The organism is Polaromonas sp. P1_F6 (assembly GCF_056405695.1).
Genome location: NZ_JBFUBQ010000001.1, coordinates 819,442 through 841,473, shown reverse-complemented (window position 1 = coordinate 841,473; position 22,032 = coordinate 819,442). Strand labels below are relative to the sequence as shown.

General features: G+C 64.2%; 7 protein-coding genes. 2 read left to right on the top strand and 5 right to left on the bottom strand.

The annotated features are described in order from the left end of the window. Window positions 1–290: 290 nt before the first annotated feature. The 3 genes from AC1DY9_RS03825 to AC1DY9_RS03815 form a co-directional block, all read right to left on the bottom strand. Window positions 291–1,976 (bottom strand): ShlB/FhaC/HecB family hemolysin secretion/activation protein, encoded by a 1,686-nt coding sequence (locus AC1DY9_RS03825; protein ID WP_477665829.1) that lies wholly within the window; start codon window positions 1,974–1,976, stop codon window positions 291–293. 531 nt (window positions 1,977–2,507) lie between these two features. Continuing rightward, a complete protein-coding gene (locus AC1DY9_RS03820; RefSeq protein ID WP_477665828.1) occupies window positions 2,508–2,798 on the bottom strand; it encodes a hypothetical protein in 291 nt (96 codons plus the stop codon). Window positions 2,799–2,912: 114 nt separating this feature from the next. Further along, window positions 2,913–8,063 carry a two-partner secretion domain-containing protein gene (locus AC1DY9_RS03815; RefSeq protein ID WP_477665827.1) on the bottom strand — a complete coding sequence of 1,717 codons (5,151 nt, stop codon included), beginning with the start codon at window positions 8,061–8,063 and terminating at the stop codon, window positions 2,913–2,915. A gap of 395 nt (window positions 8,064–8,458) precedes the next feature. Between AC1DY9_RS03815 and AC1DY9_RS03810 the strand changes: the two genes are divergently transcribed. Continuing rightward, a complete protein-coding gene (locus tag AC1DY9_RS03810; RefSeq protein WP_477665826.1) occupies window positions 8,459–9,154 on the top strand; it encodes a response regulator in 696 nt (231 codons plus the stop codon). Between the two features lie 54 nt (window positions 9,155–9,208). After that, a complete protein-coding gene (locus AC1DY9_RS03805; protein WP_477665825.1) occupies window positions 9,209–11,137 on the top strand; it encodes a sensor histidine kinase in 1,929 nt (642 codons plus the stop codon). Between the two features lie 180 nt (window positions 11,138–11,317). On the opposite strand, the gene AC1DY9_RS03800 is transcribed toward AC1DY9_RS03805, so the two are convergent. Then, on the bottom strand, window positions 11,318–18,568 hold the full coding sequence (locus AC1DY9_RS03800) for a two-partner secretion domain-containing protein (protein ID WP_477665824.1): 7,251 nt from the start codon (window positions 18,566–18,568) through the stop codon (window positions 11,318–11,320). Window positions 18,569–19,072: 504 nt separating this feature from the next. After that, a complete protein-coding gene (locus tag AC1DY9_RS03795) occupies window positions 19,073–21,622 on the bottom strand; it encodes a two-partner secretion domain-containing protein (protein WP_477665823.1) in 2,550 nt (849 codons plus the stop codon). Window positions 21,623–22,032: the final 410 nt, after the last annotated feature.

Sequence of the window (22,032 nt, the reverse complement as noted above, 5' to 3'; positions counted from 1 at the left end):
TTTTACGTACAAGCTCCGAAGCAGCTCTCAAGCGATGTCCGGGCAAACGCCTTGCGCGTCCTGGAAACCTCGGCGCGCTATTTTTTCAGCGCGCCTAGCGCGCGATAGTGCCTCCCCTTACCGCCCTGCTCCAGATCACCAGGCCGCAAAAACTTCTACACGGCAACCCGCAAGGCAGCGCCCTGGTGTTGCTATGTTTTTGATAGCTTCTTGCGCCCGTCCTTATTAGCCAAACATCCGTTTACTTCGGGAATTTGAGAGCCGCCGGCAGGCCTCAGATACCTGGCCCTTCAGAAGGCCATGGACGCCTGCAGCCACAGCGTGGGCCGTTTGGCCGATGAGGCCGGGATGGAAGTTGGCAGGCCGCCGTCGGTGCGCCAGGCCAGCGAAGAACGCAGCTGCACACCCGCCAGGCTGACATTCAGGCCAAAGCCCGCGCCGGCCAGCTGGCGGCTGTTGGAAGCCGCCGCGCCGAAAGGGTTGCGGTTGATGGTGACCTTGCCCCAGTCGTAGAACACCGTGGCCTGCACATTGGCCATCACGTTGTGGCGCAACTCAACCGTGCCGCGGTAGCCCTCATCGCCGCCAGCCTCACCCTGCGGATAGGCGCGCACGCCGTTGACGCCGCCCAGGGAGAACTTCTCGGACGAATCCAGGTTTTTGCTGGCCAGCTGGCCCGTCACTGACACGGCCAGGAAGGTGCTGTCGGTAAAGCGTTGCAGCCGGGTGGCGCCGTAAGAAACCCGGGTGTAGCTGCCGTTGGACTGGGCCGAGGCCGCGTCAATGGCCAATGCGGTGGGCGAGTTGATGCGCAGGTTGCCCATCGCCACCGACAGGTCCAGGCCGGTGATGCCCCCGCCGCCCAGGGCGTCCTGCAGGTTGCCTGAAAGGCCGAAGGTGGTGACCAGGATTTTCTTGGGTGTGAAGGTAGAGGTGGCGTCTACATAGTCTTTGAGCTGCTTGTCTTCCACCGACACCGTGCCGTTCAGGTTTTTAAGCTGGCTGCGGATGAAGGGGTAAGCGGCAAACAGGCTGGCAGAGGTGGCCGTGCCATGGGCCTGCAGGGTTTCAAATTCCTGGCCCAGCTTGTAGCGCGTATCGAAGTACGCGGCGCCTACCTTGAGGCCGTCGCTACCGACAGGCAACTGATAGGCCAGCCGCGTGAAGTTCAGGTTGCGGCCGCTGGTCAGCGCATTGACGGTGAGCTGGTCACCGATCTTCAGCGGGCTGACGAGGTTGAACGTACCGGCCACGCGGTATTCGCCGGTGTAGCGGCTGCCGTAGTTGTCGACCACGACATTGCCGCTGTAGGGCTTGGCCGGGTTGACCTCAATCAGCAGCTCGGACGTGCCCACGCTGGCGCCGGGCTGCAGCGTGGCGCGCGAGGTGCTGACGCCTGGCGTGTCTTGCAGCAGCAACAGGCCGCGGTCAATCTGGTCGGACTTGATGACGTCGCCGTCCTTGACCTGGCCCAGGTAGGCCTGCGCGCGTTCGTCACTCAGTAGTGACTGGTTGTTGATCTTGTGGCTGGAGATGCGGCCTTCAATCACGCTGATGGTGACAGCGCCGTCGGTGATGTCCTGCGCGGGCAAATAAGCGCGGGCCACGGCAAACCCCTGGCTGCGGTAGTAGGCGGTGATGCGGCGGGCAGCAGCGTTCAGCTGGCTCAGCGACCGCTCGGCGCCGACCAGGCCGGCCACCAGGGGCTGCAGCTGTCCGGTGGGGATCTCCTGGTTGCCGGTGATGGTGATGGATTTGACGAGCACCCTCGCCTCGCCCTTCTGGCTGGGGTCGGCTGACTCTTCGATGCGCTGCAGCGGAACGCTCTGTGGCGGCGGCAAGGCGGGCGCCTGCTGCAGGTCGCGCAGCACCTGGCCGGCGTCGGGGGCTGGGGCAGTCTGCGCCCAGGCGCCGGTATGCAAGGCCAGCATCAGGGCTGAAGCCAGCGCGGAAAGGGGTAACGAATTCTGTTTCATTGTTTCGCTCTACTTTTCTTAATGCTCATCCAACACAAGCCACTGCTCCTTCATGGCAGCTGACCATCCATACACCCCATCGCCCCCCCAGGGCCATGGCTTCGATGCCCCGGGCGACATCCTGCAATTGTGTGTACCCGACTCTCATGCAGCCATACTGCGGATGCAGTACGTCCAGCGTGACCGCTCCGGCAATGTCGCAGAGACAGCTCATCCTGTATGTCCCCATTTTTAGGGACATGAAACCAATCGTAACTATATCTGCCGGTTTTGCCTGTAGCACAAATGCGCTATGAGGCCCACCCTAATCCGTCGCCCAACGTCGCCCAACGGCGCCCCAATTGATGTAAGCGCTCAGCCCAACCAGGGATTCCCTGCAGGCTCCGAAATGGCCAGGCCGCGCGTCCAGCTTGCCATCGTTGGGGGACGACTTGGCTTTCGCGGAGTCATTGCTACATTTTTAATAGCTGCTTGCGCCCGCCCATAAATGGCTACAGCCCGACTGAGCTAATGAAGAGCCATGAAAATGGTTTATTCACAAGTGGCACGGCTAACGCTTTTGGGCATCAATAAACCGCAGCTGACGATACTGACCAGCGAGTTCAACAGCCTGGCGTTGCCGCTGTCACCGCTGTTGCCGTTACTGCCGTTACTGCCGTTGCCATTCCCGCCTGCCTCATCGTCGCGCTTGTCGGGCTCAATGAAGCTGGCGGGGCCGCTGTTGACCGTCTCGCGGCTGGTTTGGTAGACGGTTTGCAGCGCGATCCTGTACTGCACTGTGTCTGGCGTGCCGGGCGTAGTACTGCCTGTACTGGCAGTCACCAAAGGCAAGCCAGTGGCCAGCAAGGTCACCACACCCGTGCAGGCTGCCTGCGCAGAGTCTCACCGCAGGCCCACCAGGGCCTCGCCTACCCCGCCTCCTCCCCAAGCTGCCGCCTATTCGCCTCTGTCCTGGCGGGCTGCCTCTGCGGCGGCATTCAACGCCTTCATGCGCGCGCCATCATCCAGTATGTTGAACGGATCGTCGTCCACCGCGCTCGATATGCTGCCTGTGCCATCTCCATTGGCGCTATCGGCGCCACCCGTGACGCCACCCATGGCATTGCCCGTGCCGGCAATGGTGTTGAGCGCGGTCACATAAGGCCCATCCAGCGCTGCCGTCACGCCGAAAAGGGATGCAGGCAAAGGCGGCGTACCGGTCATCGTCAGCGTGCCGTTGGTATAGACGACGTTGTAACCCAGGGCCGATGCCAGCGTGCCCTGCGTGATGGCATGTGTGGGGCTGGTCGTGGCGGCGCCTGTGGGCGCCGACAGCGCACCGTTCAGCGCGCTGGCCGCGGTGTCGCCCGCCACCAGGCCGCTGTTGACGGCGTAGGTGAGAGCCGGGTCGGCGCCGCCGTAAGCCTTGCTCTGGTTGTCGCCGCTGACGTTGAGCGTCGGCACAACGCTGTAGACAAAGCGGTTGCCGGTGATCGAGGTCATCGACGCATCGCTGGGCGCATTGGCGGCGTAACTGCGGCCAAAGGCATTGCCGGTGGAAGCCATGCCGCCCAGGGTGCTGGCAGCCGGATCGGTCGAATACACGAGGAAACGGCCGCCCGCGCCTGGGTTGAGCGCGCCAGCCCCGGCGTTGTTCACAAAGTTGCGCCCAGCGGCCAGCACCAGCGAATCGTTGGCTGCGCTGCCGGACGTGACGCTGTTGGCCAGCGTGAGGTCGCTGGCCGCGCCCGTGGTCCGCACCAGCACCTTTCCGGTGCCCGTCAGGCCTGCCGTGTTGACGGTGCCCACCGTCAACGCACCGGCCTGCGCGTAGGCCACATCGCCTGTGTTGCCGGCCAGCGTCGTGACCGCATTGCCTGCATTGTTGAGGATGTGCGTGCCCGTGCCCAGCAGCTCCAGGCCGGTGGCCGTGATGCCCGCGGTTTGTGTGCTGGTACCGGCGGTGCTCAGCGTGAGTTCGCTGGCCGTCAGCGCGCCGTTGATGGCGATGTTGCCACCGGTCGTGATCAGCTTGAACTTGTCCTGCGCATTGCCGAAGGCGTTGTCGACCGTGATGCCGGCCGCGGATGACACGCTGACTGTCTGCGCAGACCCGGCGTTAGTGCTGATGGCGAGATTGCTGGTACTCAGCGCATTGGCGGCAGTGAGGCTGATGTCGCCCGCAGCGCCAGGTTCTGTGGTCGCCAGCGTTTGCAGGCCGGTCACATTGGTGCCCAGCGTGATGCTTTCCCGTGCGGTCGCGTTAAGCGTGGTGCTGGTGATGTTGTTGGCCGCGCCATTGGCGTCAAGGATGGCTCCGAGCGAGGAGCTGAGAGTGACCGAGCTGCCGGACACCGTCTTGACCGCCAGGGCGAAGGCAGCGGTGACGTTCACCGCGCCCGTTGCACTGACGTTTTCCAGGGTGCCGCCGTTGGCCAGGTCCAGGTTGACCTGTGAACCGGCGCCGCTCGCCACCGCAACGACCGGGCCGGTCGTGTAAATGGTGATGGGGCGGGCGGTGCTGGCGCCTATGCTGCCGTTGCCCGCCTCCAGGTAGACCGAGCCACCCGAGAGGGGATTGATGTTGGTCTGGACAGTTTGCGTACTGATGCCGCCCGTGGCCACCATGCTGAAGCCGGCGGTGCCCGCAGTCGTACCCGTGGCGTTGCTCAAAAAAGGCATGTAGGAGCCCACCATCAAGATATTGCCCGTGTTGGCGATATCGACGCGGCCGGCGCTGTTGAAGCTGCCCTGGAAGCTGGCGGTGGCGGCGGTGTTGCGAAGGGTGATGTCGCCCGATGTACTGTTGTTAAGTCTGCCGAAATTCTGGATCTGGTTGCCTGCGTTGGCCAGCGTCATGCCCCCGAAACTGGTGGCCTGCAAGGTGTTCGCGACGATGGCCTGGGTTTGCGACAGCGCGCCGCGGCTTAGCAGCGCAACAAGACCGGTGCCGGACTGGGTGATGCCGGCCGTTCCGTCCACCGTCCCCACCGACAATGCAGAGTAGGAGCTAACCTCGAAATTGTTCGTTCCGTAGGCGCGACCGCTGACCTGGCTGATCTGGTTGAGTGAGTTGGCCAGGATGACGGTTTGTGCATCGGCCTTCAGGTTGGCAACCGTGAATGCCGCTGTTTGCGAGATGCCCGAACCTGCAGCGTTGCTGTTTATCAGGCTCAAGCTGGGTGCGCTGGCCAGGTTGATCGCGCCGCCGGTGTTGCCGATGACTATGCCGCCTGTATTGGAAGTGCTGCCGATCGCGATCACCGACGCGGTGATCCGGTTAAGCTCGGCGTTGCTCAGGTTCATGGCGGCGGTTTCTGATGCGCCGCCGAGTGTGATCGGCTGGTTGGCGCTGAAGATGTCCGTGTTGACCAGCACCTTGCCCGCGCCCGCGTTGACGGCGGAGCCGATGTTGATGCGGTCGCCCAGCAGCGTGATCGCACCGCCTCCGCTGGTGATGCTGGTGCCGTCGATGTTCAGGGCGTAGCTGCCGGCCGGCGCAATTGCACCCGCTGGAAAATTCATTCCGCGCAGCGTCATGGCCGCCGTGTTGGAGTTGATGCTGCCGCCGGTCAGGCTCACGGCATGCCCCCCGCCCATAGAACTTGTCCCACCGAGGTTGCCGATCATGGTGATCTCGCCGGTCGAGTTGATGCTGCCGCCCACCATGGAGATGCCGGTAATATTCGCCGTTCCCCCGTTTGAACTACTGAACAAACCCGTACTGTTAAAACCAAGCCTGCCCGCGATGATGTCTGCGCCTGCATCGATGAGGACGCCGGAGCCGCTGATCCCGGCAGCATTTAACGAGGACGAACCGTCGAGCGTGATGCTGCGCAAGGTGCCGGACTGCACTTTTCCTCTTGCTATAAGGCCCTTGACCTCGGTGGCGGCACTACTGACACCGGCCCGGCCGGTAGCGGTGATATAGCCGCCGGTGCTGGATACCTCCGAGCCGGTGCCGAGTTCCACGCCGGCAGTACCTGCCAGGGAAAACAACCCTGTACGCCCGGTGATGTCGATGTTGCCCGCACCCGTGATCCTGGCCAAAGAATCCAGCCGTACCCCGCGGGCCACCTGAGCAATGACCCCGGTCGTGCCTACGTCACCGGCGATAGTGACGGTGCCGGTACCGCCGGTCACGCTGGAATTGGTGACGACCACGCCGCCCGAAGAGCCGCCCGTGGCGCTGCCGCCGCCGTTCACCAGTCTGCCGGTGATGTTTATCGTTCCGCCCCCGCTGACGCCGACGTTGGTTTGCGTGGCGCCTTCATTGACGAGCTCGAGCGCGTGGTGGCTCGTCCTGGCACCCGACGCTTCGACGGTAATGTTTCCGGTGCTTGCCACGCTGGTGCCCGCCAGCTTCACGGCGCTATCGGCGCTGTTGATGTTGGCATTGCCGCTGGTAAGCGTGGAGCGGTCCAGCAGCACGCCATACTGCGACTGGTCTGTCGTGGTGCCGTTGATGGTGAGGGCGCCGGTGCCGGCGTTCAGGGTGCTTTGGGACACCAGCACGCCCGAGTTCCCGGCCTGGCCCGCCCCGGTCAGCGAGATGGCCCCTCCGCTGGTCTGCACAACCGCGTTGCTGATATCCAGCGAGCCGGCGGAGTTGATGTTGATCGTGCCGGCGCCACTGGTCACGGAAATTGCGGAGGTCTTGATGGCCTGGGTGGCCGCCGCTGTGGTCACGCTCGCCGAGCCCCCGCCGGAGACCTTGAACGTCAGGCCGGCGCCATGCGTGCTGCCCGTGAGGTCGATGCCGGTACCGGTGGGGCCGGTGGTTCTGATTGTGAGATTGAGGCCACTGAGGAGCTCCACATCGGCATTGCCGAAAGTGCCCGTGACGTTGATCGAATCCGTGGCTTCGATCAGCATGTTGGAGCTTGCCGACTCAATAAAGTCTTCGTAAATGGTGTCGGCCGCCCCGCCATTGCCGCCCGCGATGGTCATCGTGGCCGGGTCGAGCAGCCAGGTGCCGGTCTTGCCCTGCGGCGCCCGCGTGTTGACCTTGAAGCCCGGCAGGATTTTGAAGTTCGAGGCACTGGTCTCGATGAAGCCGCCGTCACCGCCATCCGGGGCGCTGGCATCCAGCGTGCCGCCGATGTTGACCAAGCCGTGTTCCATGTCGCCGATCAGCATGATGCGGCCGGCCTTGTTGGCAATCGTCTTCGCTTCAATGACGCCGGTGTTGTTGACGGTTCCCATGGTGAGGCTGTCCAGCGCTTTGGCGCCGAGCAGCACCTGGCCGCCGTCGGCCTTGATGAGCTGTTTGTTCTCGGCCAGTGCGTTGATCGCGCCCTGATCGATGCTGTAACCGAGCAGGCTCCCGTTGTCCAGATTCAGGGTGATCTTGTTGCCGGCTGCCAGAAGCGCCGTGCCAAGGCTCGCGGTCATGACGCCTTCGTTGCGCACCTCGGGCGCCAGCAGTGCCAGATAGCCGCCCTGCCCTGCGTTCAGCGTGCCCTGATTCACCACCGAGCCACCGGAACCCGTGAACACGTTGTTGCCGGCCATGAAGTCGGCATTGCTCATGGAAAGGGTAGAAGCCACCAGGCCGCCAACGTTGACCTGAGAACCCGCACCAAACAACACACCGTTGGGATTGAGAATGAAGACCTGGCCGTTGGCCGTGAGGCTACCCAGCAGCTCGCTCGGGCTGCTGCCGGTGATGCGGTTCAGCGCAATCGCCTGCGCATTGGGCTGGTTGAATCTCAGCGCTTCGTTCGCTGCGGTAGACAGGGATGTCCAGTCGATGGCTACCCGCTGGGAGCTTTGGTTGATCGTGGTGGTGTTGCCGACCGTGGTGATGCCAGCCGCACCCGCGGTCACGCTGGCATTGGCCGCATCGGCAGCACGCGCCTGGTGCGTGACCACGGCAAGAGAAGTGAGCAATACCAGCGCTGCGCGGCAGGCGGTATTGAGCCTGAAGCCCGCGCCTTCGCCACCCCCTTCAGCCGATTCGGCCGGTGCCGAGCCGAACAGCACGCTGCTACGCGCAGAGCCGCCCTTGCTTTTGCCTCTGGCGTTCTCAGCCACAGCCACCCACAACCCTAAAGCCGCGTTCCAGACGAGGCGGTAAATACGGTTCATGCTGGCGTGGCTTTTCATGGAAGACTTTCGTTGAAGGGCGGAGCTTGCAGCGGACCAGGCGGTTCGCCAATCAGCCGGGCCCGCGCCCCGGCTGTTATGGAACGCTCTGGCCGACTGGCCGTCATCGTACGAATCACGAAAGCCGCTGTCTGTAGCGCATATGCGCTACGCCAGATACCTTCAGGCGCCCCGTTCTAGAGACGAGATCGGGCTGCATACCAACAGAAATGGGCGCAAACAGCTATCAAAAATATAGCGATCCGGTCGGCCGGATGGCATGATGATCGGCACCGACGGGGCAGCGAACAAGCCCTGCCGGCGACCAGACACTCGCTACCGGCTTGCATGTAGAACAAACGATCTACACAAATAGCGAGTGGTGCGCCCGAAAACCGTCGCAAAATGTCTGCCTGATGAATGCACCTCCCGCTGAACAAGACCTGCCCATGATCCATGTCGCCATCGTCGAGGACGATCCGGGCTTTCGCGGAGCGCTGAGCCGCGTGGTGCAAGGCGCTTCTGACATGCGCCTGGTGGGCGCGGCAGGTACCCGTGCCGAAGGCTTGCAGATGCTGATGCAGCCGCCGGCCGATGTGCTGCTGGTTGATTTGGGCCTGCCCGATGGCTCGGGCATCGACGTGATCCGCGCGGCTTCCCGACAGTGGCCGGCATGCAGCATCATGGTGAGCACCAATTTTGGCGACGAGACGCACGTGATGCAGTCGATTGAGTCCGGCGCCGCCGGCTACCTGCTGAAAGACAGCTCACCGCTGAAAATGGCGGCAGAGATTCGCAGCCTGGCCAGCGGCGGCAGCCCGATCAGCCCCATCATCGCCCGGCAGGTGCTGGCGCGCTTTCGCCGCAGCACCGCAGCCGGCGTCGGCACGACGCCCGCCGATATCGACGCGTCATCGCTGCTGTCGGCACGTGAAAAAGAAGTGCTGGACTACATCACCAAAGGCTTCACTGCGGTGGAAATCGCCAGGCTGATGGAGTTGTCGCACTTCACGGTGCGCACCTTTGTGCGGCGCATCTACAGCAAACTCAAGGTTACCTCCAAGGCTGAAGCGATCTACGAAGCCAGGAACCAGGGCATTTTGGCGCAGTAGTTGCCCGCGCGAATGCCCTTTCATCACCACCGCCTCCTGCGTTTTTCGCCCCGCATGTTAGCGCTGCTGGCAGCAGCTGCGGCGCTGACGGGTCTTGTCGCCTGTGATGCTGTGGGCACCCGCGCGGGTGATTCCCCCAGCGCAGCGGCCCTGCATCTCACCCAGGCTGACTGGCAGGTGCAAACCGATGCGGGCTTCACCTCGCCACCGCTCACCCTCGACGGCCAAATCCTGCTGGACCGCTGGCAAGCCGTTACGCTGCCGCACGCCTTGCCCGTGGCATTAGTGGGACAGGCCCGGGCTGCAGCATCCGCCGGCGAGGCACCCGTCACACGCACCAGCTGGTTTCGACTGACCGTGCCGCGGGCCCCGGCATCGTCCACGCCACTGGCGCTGTATGCGGCCCGCGTGCGCACTGACGGCACCCTCGCGGTGTATGCCGACGGTCACCTGGTACACACCGCACAGCAGCAAGGCCCGTTATGGAACAGCCCGCACACGCCGCTGTGGGTGCTGCTGGAGAAATCAGCCGATGGCCGGCCGCCGCACGAGATCACGCTGCGCATCGAGCACACGGCTGCGACGCAGGTGGCGCTGTCATCACTGTGGCTGGGCCCGGTGGATGCCATCAGCTGGCGCTACCGCGGCCGCCAATGGCTGCAGCAGGAATTGCCGGGCATGTTCAGCTCGGCTTTCCTCGCGGTCGGCATCTTCGCCTTGCTGGTGTGGTTGCGGCGCCGGCATGAGCCGGGCTATCTGCTGTTTTTTGTGCTGGCGGTCATGTCCTTCGTGCGGGGCCTGCATTTTTATGTGAGCTTCCCGATTGCCAACGACTGGTTTGCCTGGTTCACCGTCAACTCGCTGTTCTGGCTGGTCACGGTGGTGCACTTTTCAATCGGCCTGCTGCACCGGCGCCAGCAACTGTGGCTGACGCGGGCACTGATCACCGCGTCCGTGCTGATGGCCCTGCTGACCCTGCCCCTGTGGTCGGCCCTGCCCAACACGCCGAGGACCACACCAGTGCTGTATGTGGTGGCCGCACTGATGGGCGTGAGCGTCAGCGTGGCGGGCGTCATCAACGCCTGGGGGCGCTCTCGCAGCGCCATGGTGGTGGCCATCGGGACGGTGCTGGCCACGCTCTTTAGCGCGACCGACTGGCTGGTGCAGAACAATTTCATCAGCCCCGAAAGCTGGTATATGGGCCCGCATACCAACGCGATCACCTTCAGCGTCTTCGGTTATGTGATGTACCGCCGTTACACCGGCGCCATTGCGGAAGTCGAGCAGGTCAACGCCAGCCTGGCCGAGCGCCTGCGGGCGCGTGAAGCCGAACTTGAAGCCAGCCACCGCAGCCTGCGCGAGATCGCCCAGCAGCAGATGCTGAGCGATGAACGCCAGCGCATGATGCAGGACATGCACGACGGCCTGGGCTCGACGCTGATCAGCGCCATCCGCTCCATCGAAGTCGGCGGCATGAGCGACGAACGCGTGACGCAGACCCTCAAGGACTGCATGGACGACCTGAAGCTCGCCATCGACTCGATGGAGCCGGTGGAGGCCGACCTGTTGCTGCTGCTGGCCACACTGCGTTTCCGGCTCGAACCCCGGCTGGAAGGCACCGGCGTCACGCTGCTGTGGGAAGTGCAGGTACTTCCCACGCTGGACTGGCTGAACCCTTCCAGCGCGCTGCACATCCTGCGCATCATCCAGGAAAGCGTGGCCAACATCCTGCGCCATACGCATGCGACCGAGATCCGCTTTAGCACTGCCATCGAAGGCGCCGGGGTGCAGGTCATCATCGAAGACAACGGCCAGGGCTTTGATGTCGACCAAGCCTTTGGCGACGCCGCGGGGAAAGGCCTGCAAAACCAGCGGCGCCGCGCGCAAACCATTGACGGCACGGTCAACTGGCAATCGGGGCCGGCGGGCACGCGCTTTACCTTGTGGCTTCCATTGGCCCCCACAGTCACTCACTCCGTGTAGTTCCTTGCCCCCCGAGGGGGCCGCCCGCCCGTGGCCCGGCAAAGCCGGTTCCACGGCTCATGCTGGTTGAAGAGTTCTGGGCGCATAAACGGGGGTCGCGGGACTGGCTTTGCCAGACCGCAGGCGCCGCCCCCTGAGGGGGGAACAGGCTACACGAAGTGAGGCTGGACGGGGGTTGGCTTATTCCTCGTTCGTATTTCCGGCTTCGGCAGCGGCGGCTTTCAGGGCGTCACTGGGATCTGCACCACCACCCTGTGCGCCGCCACCGTCACCTGAAGCGCCAAGGCTCGCGATGTTCCGCAGCGCACTCAGGTAAGCGTCGCTTGCCGGGTTGCCGCCTGGCACTGCGGGCACCGGCACTATCGGCACAGGCACTGCTACAGGGTTGATGGTCAGCACACCGTCCAGGTACGACAGCGCGTAGTTGCCGGCACTGTAGCCGCCGGGCGTAATGGCGTAGCTGCCCACGGCGCTCGCGCCTTGCGAACTGCCGCCGTAGGTCAGCGCGCCGCCCAGCACGGCGGCCGTTTCGCCGCCCACAAAGCCGTTGAAACTCACGCCGTTTCCGCCGGTATAGGCGGCGCCGCCGACCGTCCTGCTGTCGTTGTTAGCTGTCACGCCCAGATTGGCCTTGGCGATGTCTGCTGTCGTGGTGACGGGCGCCGCCGCCAGCTGGTAGTTGCTGGCCAGGCCGCCCGCGCCGTTGGCCAGGCCGTAAGTGGCGGTCACGGTCTTGCCGTTGGCGGCATTCGCGTCGGAGAAGCTGGCACCCGTGGAATTCAGGGTCAATAGCTCGCCGTAGGCCAGGCCCGTCAGGGTGCCGACGTTGCCCAGGGTCGCTGTTGCGCTGCCATCGTAGGTTTTGTTGTTGGCCGCCATGCCCGTCACGCTCACCGTGGCTTTGCCCACCGTCAGGGTGCCGTTGGTGTACGCAATGCCGTAGCCCAGGGCTGAAGCCAGCGTGCCCTGGGTGATGGCGTGCGTGCCCGCGGAGGCCGCGGAACCCGTCGGCGCTCCCAGCACACCGGCCAGCGCGGTTGCGGCCGTGTCGCCGGCCACCAGCCCGGAATTCAGCGTGTAAGTCAGGCCCGGGTCGGCCGCGCCATAGACCTTGGCCTGGTTGTCACCCGTGATGGTGAGCACCGGCGTCACGCTGTACACCATGCGGTTGCCGCTGAGCGAAGTCATGGAAGCATCGGTGGGCGCATTGGCCGCATAAGTGCGGCTAAAGGCGTTGCCGGTAGAGGCCAAGCCGCCCATGGTGTTGGCCGTCGGATCGGTTGAATACACCAGGAAGCGGCCCGCGCCCGGGTTCAGCGGTGTGGCGCCAGCGTTGTTGATGAAGTTGCGCCCGGCGGCCAGCACCAGCGAGTCGTTCGCCGCGCTGCCTGAGGTGACCGCATTGTTCAGCGTGATGTCGCCCGCCGCGCCGGTGGCGCGCACCAGCACCTTGCCGCTGGCGGTCAACCCTGCCGTGTTGACGGTACCGATGGCCAGCGCGCCGGCCTGCGAATAACTGACGTTGCCGGTGTTGCCGGCCAGCGTGGTCACCGCGTTGCCTGCATTGTTCAGCGTATGGCTGCCGGTGCCCAGCAGTTCCAGGCCCGTGGCAGTGATGGCCGCGCTCTGGGTGCTGGTACCGGCGGTGTTCAGCGTGAGTTCGCTGGCCGTCAGCGCGCCGTTGACGGCAATATTGCCGCCGGTCGTGATCAGCTTGAGCTTGTCCTGGCTGTTGCCGAACGCGCCGCCCACCGTAATGCCGGCATTCGAAGCCAGGCTGACGGTCTGGGCGGAACCCGCGTTGGTGCTCACGCTGAAGTTGCTGGTGTCGATGGCATTGGCGGCGGTGATGGTGATGTCGCCGGCTGCGCCCGTGGTGCTCAGCGCCTGCGCACCGCTCACATTGGTACCCAGCGCGATGCCGTTTTGTGAGGAAGCAGTCAGAGACGTCCCTGAGATGTTGTTCGCCGCGCCGTTGGCGTCGGTGATGGCGCCGGCCGCGGCGCTGAGGCTGACCGAGCTGCTCGACACCGTCTTGACCGCCAGGTTACCGGTCGTGGCCGTGACATTGACGCTGCCCGCCGCGAAGATGTTTTCCAGCGTGCCGCCGTTGGCCAGGCTCAGGTTGACCTGCGAGGCGCCGCCTGCCGCCACCGCAGTGACGGACGCAGCGGAAATACCCACCGCACCGGCGGGGCTGGTGCCTACACTGCCTGCGCCGCCGTCGAGGTAGACCGAGCCGCCCGCCGAATTGCTGATGTGCGGAGCCGCGCCGCTGGCCACAATGCCCTGCGAGCCTTTGACGCGCACCGCCGCTGTGCCGGCGGTGGTACCCGTGGCCGTGCCGCTGCTGGTGATGCCGCTTGACGCCAGCGTGACCGTGCCGATGTTGTCGACGTCAATGCGGCCCGTACCGGTATTGGTGAGGGACGTGAGTGTGGTGTTGATGCCGTTGCGCAGCACGATATCGCCCGCGCCGCTATTGGTCGCCGTAAAGGCGCCGATCTGGTTGGCAGCCAGGTTGAGATTGACGCCACCCACACCGCTGCCGGTGAAGCTGCTGGCCACAATGGCCTGGGTCTGCGCGATGGCGCCGTTCAGGTTGGTGAGCGTGGTGGCGTTGCTGCCCGAGTTGATGCCTGTGTACCCGTCAACCGTACCAACCGTGAGCGGCGCAGCCTTGCTGCTGGTGGCGGCGAATGCGCCGGTGGTAGAGCGCCCGCTGATCTCGTCGATCTGGTTGCCGGCGTTGGTCAGGGTCACGGAGGAGCCTACCGCGTTGAGCTTGCCAACACTGATGGCCCCCGTCTGGCTGATGGTGCTGGCATTGAGCAAACTGATGACCGGCAAGGGTCCCGGTGCGGCAGTTATGGCACCACCAATCTCAATGCCGCCCGTGCTCGTCAGGGTACCGATCTGCAACACCCCCGCCGTGATGTTGTTGATCTCAGTGGTACTCAAATTCAGTGTTACGGCTTCAATACCCCCCACCGGTGACGAGAGCGTGATCTCCCGGTTGGTGCTAAAGGGCGCAATCACCACACGGCCGGCCCCTGCATTGACCGTACTGTCAATCTGGACCCGGTTGCCAATAATCTGGATTTCACCGCCACCGCTGGTGACCGTCGTACCGCTGAGATTGACATCACGGGAAGCCACAGGCGCAGGCGCAGGCACGCCGGAGCCACGCAAAACGATGTTCGCGCCATTGGAGTTGATGGTGCCGCCCTCCATGACCAAGCCGGAGCCTCCGACGATAGATCCCCCGTCGAGGGTGCCCGTGATGTCCATTGCACCGGTGGAGCTGACAATGGGGCTGACGCCACCAATGCTGACGGTGATGGATGTGCCGACGACGCTGGTGGCAGTGGTCGCGGAGCTGGTGGTGCCCACAATGGTCAAACCACCCGTGCCCGCGAGCAGCTCCGCCGCCCCATCGATCAGCACACCCTTGCCTGCGCTACCGCCCACCGTAGCCGAGCCCGTAAGCGTGATTTTTTTGCTGGCGCCGGACTGCACCTTGCCGCTGACATGCAGGCCCGTACCATCAAGGATGGAATGATTGGTTAGCGTGCCAGTGAGCGCAACGTCTCCACCGGTGCTGGAAACTTCCGCCCCGCCGGCCAACTGCAGGCCTTTGCTGGTGGCCAGCGAACTGCTGCCGACCCGGCCCGTGATGCTGATGTTGCCGGCGCCGGTAACTTTCGCGCCCGAATCCAGGCGCACGCCACGTGACACTTGCGGTAAACCGGAAGGCCAGCCCGCATCGCCCGAAATGGTGATGACTCCGTTGCCTGCGGTGATGTTGGAATTGGTGACGACCACGCCGCCCGCCGAGCCGCCGGTGGCGCTGGCGCCGCCGCTCGTCAGGTTGCCGTTGATGGTGATGTTGCCTGTGCCGGTGGTAGTAACGTTCGATTGGGTAGCGCCGTTGTTCACGATCTCCACCGAATGCGTCGCGCTGGCGCCAGCCGCGCTAAGCACAACGTTGCCGCCGGCCGCGCTGACCGTGCTGCCCAGCACCTGGATGCTGCCGTTGGTCGCTGCCAGGCTGACGTTGCCGCCCACGACGCTGTTCTGTATGCCATCGCCCTGCCCCAGGTCTGTTACCACCAGCGTGCCCGTGCCGGTGTGCGACAGTGCAATATGGCCGCCGACTGAATTGATGGCGCTCAGGCGCGCCGCATCAATAGCCGCTGCACCGCCGATGCCATTGCCTATGCCGCCTGCCGCCGTCAGCATCAAGTCGCCCGTGCGCAGCGTGGCACCGGTCTGCACGTTGATGGCGCCGCCCGAATTGACGTTCAGGCTGGTCAGCGCCGTGGTGGCGCCTACCGACGCATTGAAATTGGTGGGCCCGGCGCTCGTGGTGCTCAGCGCATTCGCGCCATTGACCGTGTTGGCAAATGTGATGCCGCCGCCGGTGCTGACCAGGCTGACGGTGCCGGCAACCGTTACTGCGCTGTTGAAGGTCTGCGCGCCGCCCGTCTGCAGCGTTCCGCCGAACAGGTTGATGCCACCGGCCGCCGTCAGCGCGAGGCCGCCACTGAAGGTTTGCGTGCCCAGGTTGATGGCTCCGACGTCCCTGATCATTGTCAGTGTGCCGGAGTAGGTGGGCGTGGTGGGAAAGGCAAAGCCCGTGCCATAACGGAAGGCCATGTCTCTGACGCTGCCACTGCCATTGACCGTCACGCCGCCGCCGAAGGTGTTGGCCGAAGTGCCCAGCAGCACGTCCTTGCTGGTGCCGTTGAGCGTGAACGTGGAAGCACCCGTCACATTCAATGCACCGGCTTGCGAAATGGAGCCGTTGCCAGACGTTGCCGTCAGGCTGCCGCCCACGGTGGATGGGCCCAGCACCAGGTCGTTCACATTCCGGATGGCCACGGCGTTGTTGCCGGAATTATTGAGCCCGACCGCGCCCGTGAAATTGTTGCCCGCGTTGCTCAGGTCTATCGCGCTGGCGCCGCCGTTGATGGTCACCGCGCCCGCGCCGGCGGCCTGCGTGATCGCGCCCGTCTGCGCGATGTTGTTGCCGCTCAGGCTCAGCGTGCCGCTGCCGACCGACACAGTGCCCAGGGTCAGCGCACCGCCCGCGTTGTTGATCGCGACGTTGTTCACGCCCAGGTTGCTGACGCTGACTGCGCCGTTGAAATTGTTGAGGCCGCTCAAGTTGACGCTACCCGCGCCGGCATTGACGGTCGTCGTGCCGCCCGCGACCAGGACGCCGGCGGTTTGCTGGATGGCCGCATTACTCGCGGTGAGCGCCAGGTTGCCCGTCGCCGTGAGGTTCCTGTTGATGTTCAGGCCGCTTGTTGCGGTCAGGCTGAGGTCTTTGGCGCCCAGGTCGCCGCCCAGGGACATAGAGCCGCCCGACAAGGTCAGGTTGCCTGCGCCGGTGTTCAGGGCCCCCAGCGTCGTTAGCGTGCCACCGCCGGCCGCCAGGCTGACGTTCTGGTTGGCGCCCGTCAGGGTCAGGGCATTGAGGTTGAGGCTGCCAGTCGCGCTGACGTTCACGTCCTGGGCTGCCGTGATGGAAGCGTTGGCGATGGCTGAGGCACTCAAAAAGTCGACCTGGCCACCTCCGCCTGTCCCCAGGGCGGTCAGGTTGAGCGTGCCTATGGCATTGGAGAAGCTGTTGATGCGTATTCGGCCATTACCCGTGTTGCCCGCAGATGCGGTGAAACTGCCGCCGGGGGCACTCATGGTGGCGTTGACGGCGCCGGCATTTCCCCGGATGTTGGTACCCGCGTACAGGTCGAAGGAAGAACCCTGCCAGTCCACGCCGCTATTCATGACCACTTCACCCGTGGTGGCTTTCAGCTTCAAACTGCCGGCAAAGATCTGCCCCAGGCCGTCGGTGCCGCCGATGCTGCCGCCGGCCGTCATGTCCAGCGCACCGCCGTTCAGGTTCAGGGTTCCCGTGCCGGTAATATCGCCGGCAGCGTTGGCCGTCACAGAAAGAGTTGTGGAAGGCCCGCCCACACCGATATTGCCGTTGAGGAGGATGTTGCGCCCGGCGGTCATGGTCATACCGGCCGCGCCCGCATTGGTTTTGGTGATGTTCGCGAGGCTATTGATGTTGATGTCGCGCTCGGCAGTCAACGTGAAGGTGTTGTTGTCCGTCCGGTTGATCGCCTGGTTGACGTGGATGTCGCCGTTGCCGCCGGCCGTGCCCATGGTCGCGGTCTGGATTTCAAAGTTGCCGCCAGTCAAAGCGGCCGCGACGGCTGCGGCCGTCATGTCGCCCCCGGCGGAGATGGTGAAATCGTTGGGGTCTATCAGCCATTTACCGGTGTTGCCGGCGGAAGCCAGCGTGGTGACCCTGGCGCTGTCGGCCACCTTCACATGCGCGGCGCTGGTTTCGACAAAGCCGCCATTGCCGCCATCGGGAGCCGAGGCATCGAGCGTGCCGCCGACATTGACCGTACCCGTCTCCATGTCACCCATCAGCAGGATGCGCCCGGCCTTGTTCTGCAGGGTTTTGGCTTCAATGACGCCGGTGTTGTTCACCGTCGCCGTGGTCAGCTGGTCCATGGCCTTGGCGGACAGCAGAACCTGGCCGCCATTCGCCTGGATCAGCAACTTGTTTTCAGCCAGCGCGTTAATGGCGCCCTGGTCAATGCTGTAGCCCAGCAAATTGCCGTTGTCCAGGTTCAGGGTGATCTTGTTGCCCGCTGCCAGCAAGGCGGTTCCCAGCATGGCCCGGATGACGCCTTCGTTGCGTACCTCGGGCGCCAGCAAGGCCACATAGCCGCCATTCGCAGCCGTCAACGTGCCCTTGTTGGTAACCTTGCCGGCGCTGCTGCCGGTGCCAGCTTGGCCGGGGTCTGTGCCAAACGTGGTGCTGCCGGCCATGAAGTCAGCATTGCTCATGGAAAGCGTCGAAGCCACGAGGCCGCCGACATTGACCTGGCTGCCCGCACCAAACAGCACGCCGTTCGGGTTGAGGATAAACACTTGGCCGTTCGCCGTCAGGCTGCCCAGGAATTCGCTCGGGCTGCTGCCGGTGATGCGATTCAGCGCGATGGCCTGCGCATTCGGCTGGTTGAACACCAGCGCCTCATTGGCCGCGGTGGAAAGATGCGTCCAGTCGATCGCCAGGCGCTGGCTGGCCTGGTTGATCGTGGTGGTGGCGCCGCTGGTGCTGACATTGCCGCTGCCCACCACCACGGTGGAATTCAGCGCATCGGCAGCATGCACCTGCAAGTTAAAGACGGACATCGCCAGCAGCATGACCACGGCAGCGCGGCACCGTTCATGCAGGACAAAAACGAGGCCCCCACGAGGGCCGGCGGAAGCAACTTCAACACCGCTGCGCGCGGAGCCGCCCCTGCTTCGGCCTTTGGCGGTTTCAGCCACGGCCACCCACAGGCCAAGCGCGGCGTTCCAGACCAGGCGATAGATGCGGTTGATGCTGGCGTGACTTTTCATGGGAGTCTTTTCGGAAGGTCAGGAAATCCGGCTACCGCCTGGGCGAGCGGGGTAACAAGGGCCCCGTGAAGGTAACCATAAGTATCCTTGAATTACCCCCGAAATGCATGGGGAAACGACTGCATGTGGCGTTTCAACACCGGCGTACCTACGCGGGTGCGGGAACCAACGATGCCCGCGCGTGTTGGAGGGGGATTTTGACGCTATGTTTTTAATAGCTGCTCGCGCACGTCCATATTGCGCTGGAGGCACTTTTTGCATTAAAGAACAGGCCGGAATTGGCTGAAAAAAACGTTTAGCGCTGTTTTCCAGCCCTGTCGGGGTGCGTAGATCCCAAAAATCCCATTTTGTTGGCAATTTTTGACCAAGAAATCACGCCTACAGGCAATACAGACGTGCGCCAGCAGCTATAAAAAACATAGCACCCCTCCAGTCACTTCCTGACTTCCTGGGTGGTACCGCATGACGAGAAGCGTTTCCTGTCCTCCACCGCCAGCTTGACACTTACTCGTCTTCACCCGTGTTGCCGGCTTCGGCGGCGGCCGTCCTCAGGGCATCGACCTGGGCGTCGGGGCTGAGGCCGATGCGGGGGTTCGCGGAGCGGTTCACGCCGGCCAGGTAGATCATCGCGCTGCGGTAGGCCTCGTCGATCAGGAAATTGCCACCCGAAATCGTCAGCGTGCCACCCGTGATGTCGTAGCCCTCCTGGTCCGACCAGGCGAAGTAGCTGCCAGGGTTGGTGCCGCTGGCGGCCGTGACGCCCGGCGCACCGGCGCCCGACTGCTGCGCACCGTTGTAGGCCACGCTGGTGTCGGGCAGCGCGAGCGGCTGCAGAAAGCTGCGCAGCAGCGGACCGGTCTGGCCTTCATAAATGCGCCACGTGGCCGTGGAGCCGCCTTGGGTGGCGATGTCCCAGCCGCTGAAAGTGCTGGCCTGCGTCAGCTGCGCACTGGTCTTGCCGGTGCCGCCCGCGCTGGTGGCCTGCCCAGAAGTGCCAATGTCCCAATAGCTGTTGTTTGTCGCTGCCGTTCCAACCTGTTCGGCCACCAGCCCGCCTGCCATGCCGGTGGCAGTGACGCGGCCGGTGCTGTAGGCGCGCGTGATGATGCCGTCCAGCGAGCTGCCGACCAGTCCGCCCACCTTGTCGGCGCCGCTCACGGCGCCGCTGGCGTACGCGTCGGTGATGCCGCCCTGGCTGAGTTCGCCCACCAGGCCTCCAACCTCGTCGTTGCCCTGAACCGATGCTGTGCTGTAGACATTGCTGAAGGTGGTGCAGCAGCCCTGCCCCGCGATGGCGCCCACAAAGTCGGCGCCGGTGATGCTGCCGCCCACCAGCCCGAGGTTCTGGATGCTGGTGCTCTGCGTAAGGCCGAACAGGCCCACGAAGTTGTCGCCCGGGCGGTTGATGAAGAGGTTGCGGATCTTGTGGTTGAGGCCGTCAAAACGCCCCTCGAAAATACCCGGCGCGCCGACGCCACCCAGGGTATCGAAACCCGCGCCGGCGTTCCAGTTCACCGTGTCGCTCGCGTCGATGTCGGCGCCCAGCACGTAGTTGCCGGTGGGATTGCCGTTGATGCCCTGCAGGTCGGTGCCGGTGGTGCTGCCTGCCACGCCCAGGCTGGTGATGACTTTGTACGGGTCGGTGACGCCGTCGCTGCCCAGCCGGGTGCTGAAGTTGTCGCCAGCCCGCAGGTTGACTGTCGCCCTGACGTTGTACGTTGCAGTGTTCCCCGCATTGATGGCGCCCAGTCCGTATTCCAGTGCCAGCTTGCCATTGGCGTGCTGCGAGGTGATGGACGCGTTGATGTTGATATTGCGCCAGGCGCTCAAGGTCAGCGTGGTGCCCGCGTTCCAGGTGAAGGCCGCGTTGACGTGAATGTCGCCGTTATCCGTACCACCGGCATTGTTGGTCGCCAGCGCCACATTGCCCAGGTTGAGGCTGGCGGCCAGGGTACCCGCGCCTATGCCGCTGCCGGTCAGCGCACCGCTGCCTGCGGCGACGGTGAAGTCGGTCGGGTCTATCAGCCAGGTGCCGTGGTGGCCCCCACCGCCTGCAGCGGCCAGTGTGGTGATGACGGCACCGTCAGCCACCTTGACGTGTGCCGCCGACGTTTCGACAAAGCCGCCATCACCGCCCATGGGTGCCGATGCATCCAGCGTGCCACCTGCGTTCACCGTGCCGGTGTCCATGTCGCCCATCAGCAGGATACGGCCGGCCTTGTTCTGGATCGTTTTGGCTTCGATGACACCGGTGTTGTTCACCGTGGCGGTGGTCAAGCTGTCCATGGCTTTCGCGGAAAGCAGTACTTGCCCGCCGTTCGCCTGGATCAAATGTTTGTTCTCGGCCAGCGCGTTAATGGCGCCCTGGTCGATGCTGTAGCCCAGCAGGCTGCCGTTATCAATGTTCAGCGTGACCTTGTTGCCTGCGGCCAGAAGTGCAGTGCCCAGCGATGCCGTCATCACGCCTTCATTGCGTACTTCGGGCGCCAGCAAGGCGAGGTAGCCACCCTGCCCCGCGTTCAGCGTGCCCTGGTTGACAACCGAGCCGACCGAGCCTGTGAACACATGGTTGCCGGACATGAAGTCGGCGTTGCTCATGCTGAGCGTCGAGGCGACCAGGCCGCCGACATTGACCTGGCTTCCGGCGCCAAACAGCACGCCGTTCGGGTTCAGGATAAACACCTGGCCGTTGGCCGTGAGGCTGCCAAGCAGTTCGCTCGGGCTGCTACCGGTGACGCGGTTCAGCGCAATCGCCGACGCATTGGGCTGGTTAAAGATCAGCGCCTCATTGGCCACCGTAGACAGGCTGGTCCAGTCAATCGCCACGCGCTGGCTGGTCTGGTTGACGGTGGTGGTGTTGCCCACCGTGGCCAGGCCGGCGGCGCCCGCAGACACGCTGGCGCTGGCGGCGTCTGCGGCCCGGGCCTGCTGGGCACCTCCGGCAAGCAGGAGCAATGCAGCGCTGCAGGCAGCGTTGAGTGTGAACCCGCCCGTTGCACTGGCGCGGCGTCGGGCCAGGCGGTAAATGCGGTTGATGCCGGCATGGCTTTTCATGTGTAGCCTTTCGGGACAGGACGGGCGGCGAAGCCCCCAAGATCTCTCTTTTCCTGCCGGCGATGGTATGCCAGTTGGGGCCACAGGCCCATGCGCCGCGCATGACAAATGCCATATTACGACGCCCCGGACCGACGCGATAGCCTGGGTTTCACGCACAGCGCAGCCTTGCGCCCCTTGTTTGCTACAGTTTTGATAGCTGCTTGCGCCCATCTTTATTGCGCTGCAGCCTGATTTCGCTATCAATCCTGGTGCAGGCGCCCAAACGACTGCTACGAGCGCATCAGCCGCGGCGTTGCCGCCGAAACCACCACCGCCCGACGAGCCAAGCAGGGGCCGAGGGTCCGGCTTCGCCGGCCCCAGGCGCCGCCCCCTTTGAGGGGGAACGGACTACACGCAGTGAGTCTGAA

What these genes read in the sequence shown, in the direction of transcription:
- AC1DY9_RS03825 (WP_477665829.1), bottom strand. Translation starts at nt 1,976, where the DNA reads ATGAAACAGAATTCGTTACCCCTTTCCGCGCTGGCTTCAGCCCTGATG.
- AC1DY9_RS03815 (WP_477665827.1), bottom strand. Translation starts at nt 8,063, where the DNA reads ATGAAAAGCCACGCCAGCATGAACCGTATTTACCGCCTCGTCTGGAAC.
- AC1DY9_RS03810 (WP_477665826.1), top strand. Translation starts at nt 8,459, where the DNA reads ATGAATGCACCTCCCGCTGAACAAGACCTGCCCATGATCCATGTCGCC.
- AC1DY9_RS03805 (WP_477665825.1), top strand. Translation starts at nt 9,209, where the DNA reads ATGTTAGCGCTGCTGGCAGCAGCTGCGGCGCTGACGGGTCTTGTCGCC.
- AC1DY9_RS03800 (WP_477665824.1), bottom strand. Translation starts at nt 18,568, where the DNA reads ATGAAAAGTCACGCCAGCATCAACCGCATCTATCGCCTGGTCTGGAAC.
- AC1DY9_RS03795 (WP_477665823.1), bottom strand. Translation starts at nt 21,622, where the DNA reads ATGAAAAGCCATGCCGGCATCAACCGCATTTACCGCCTGGCCCGACGC.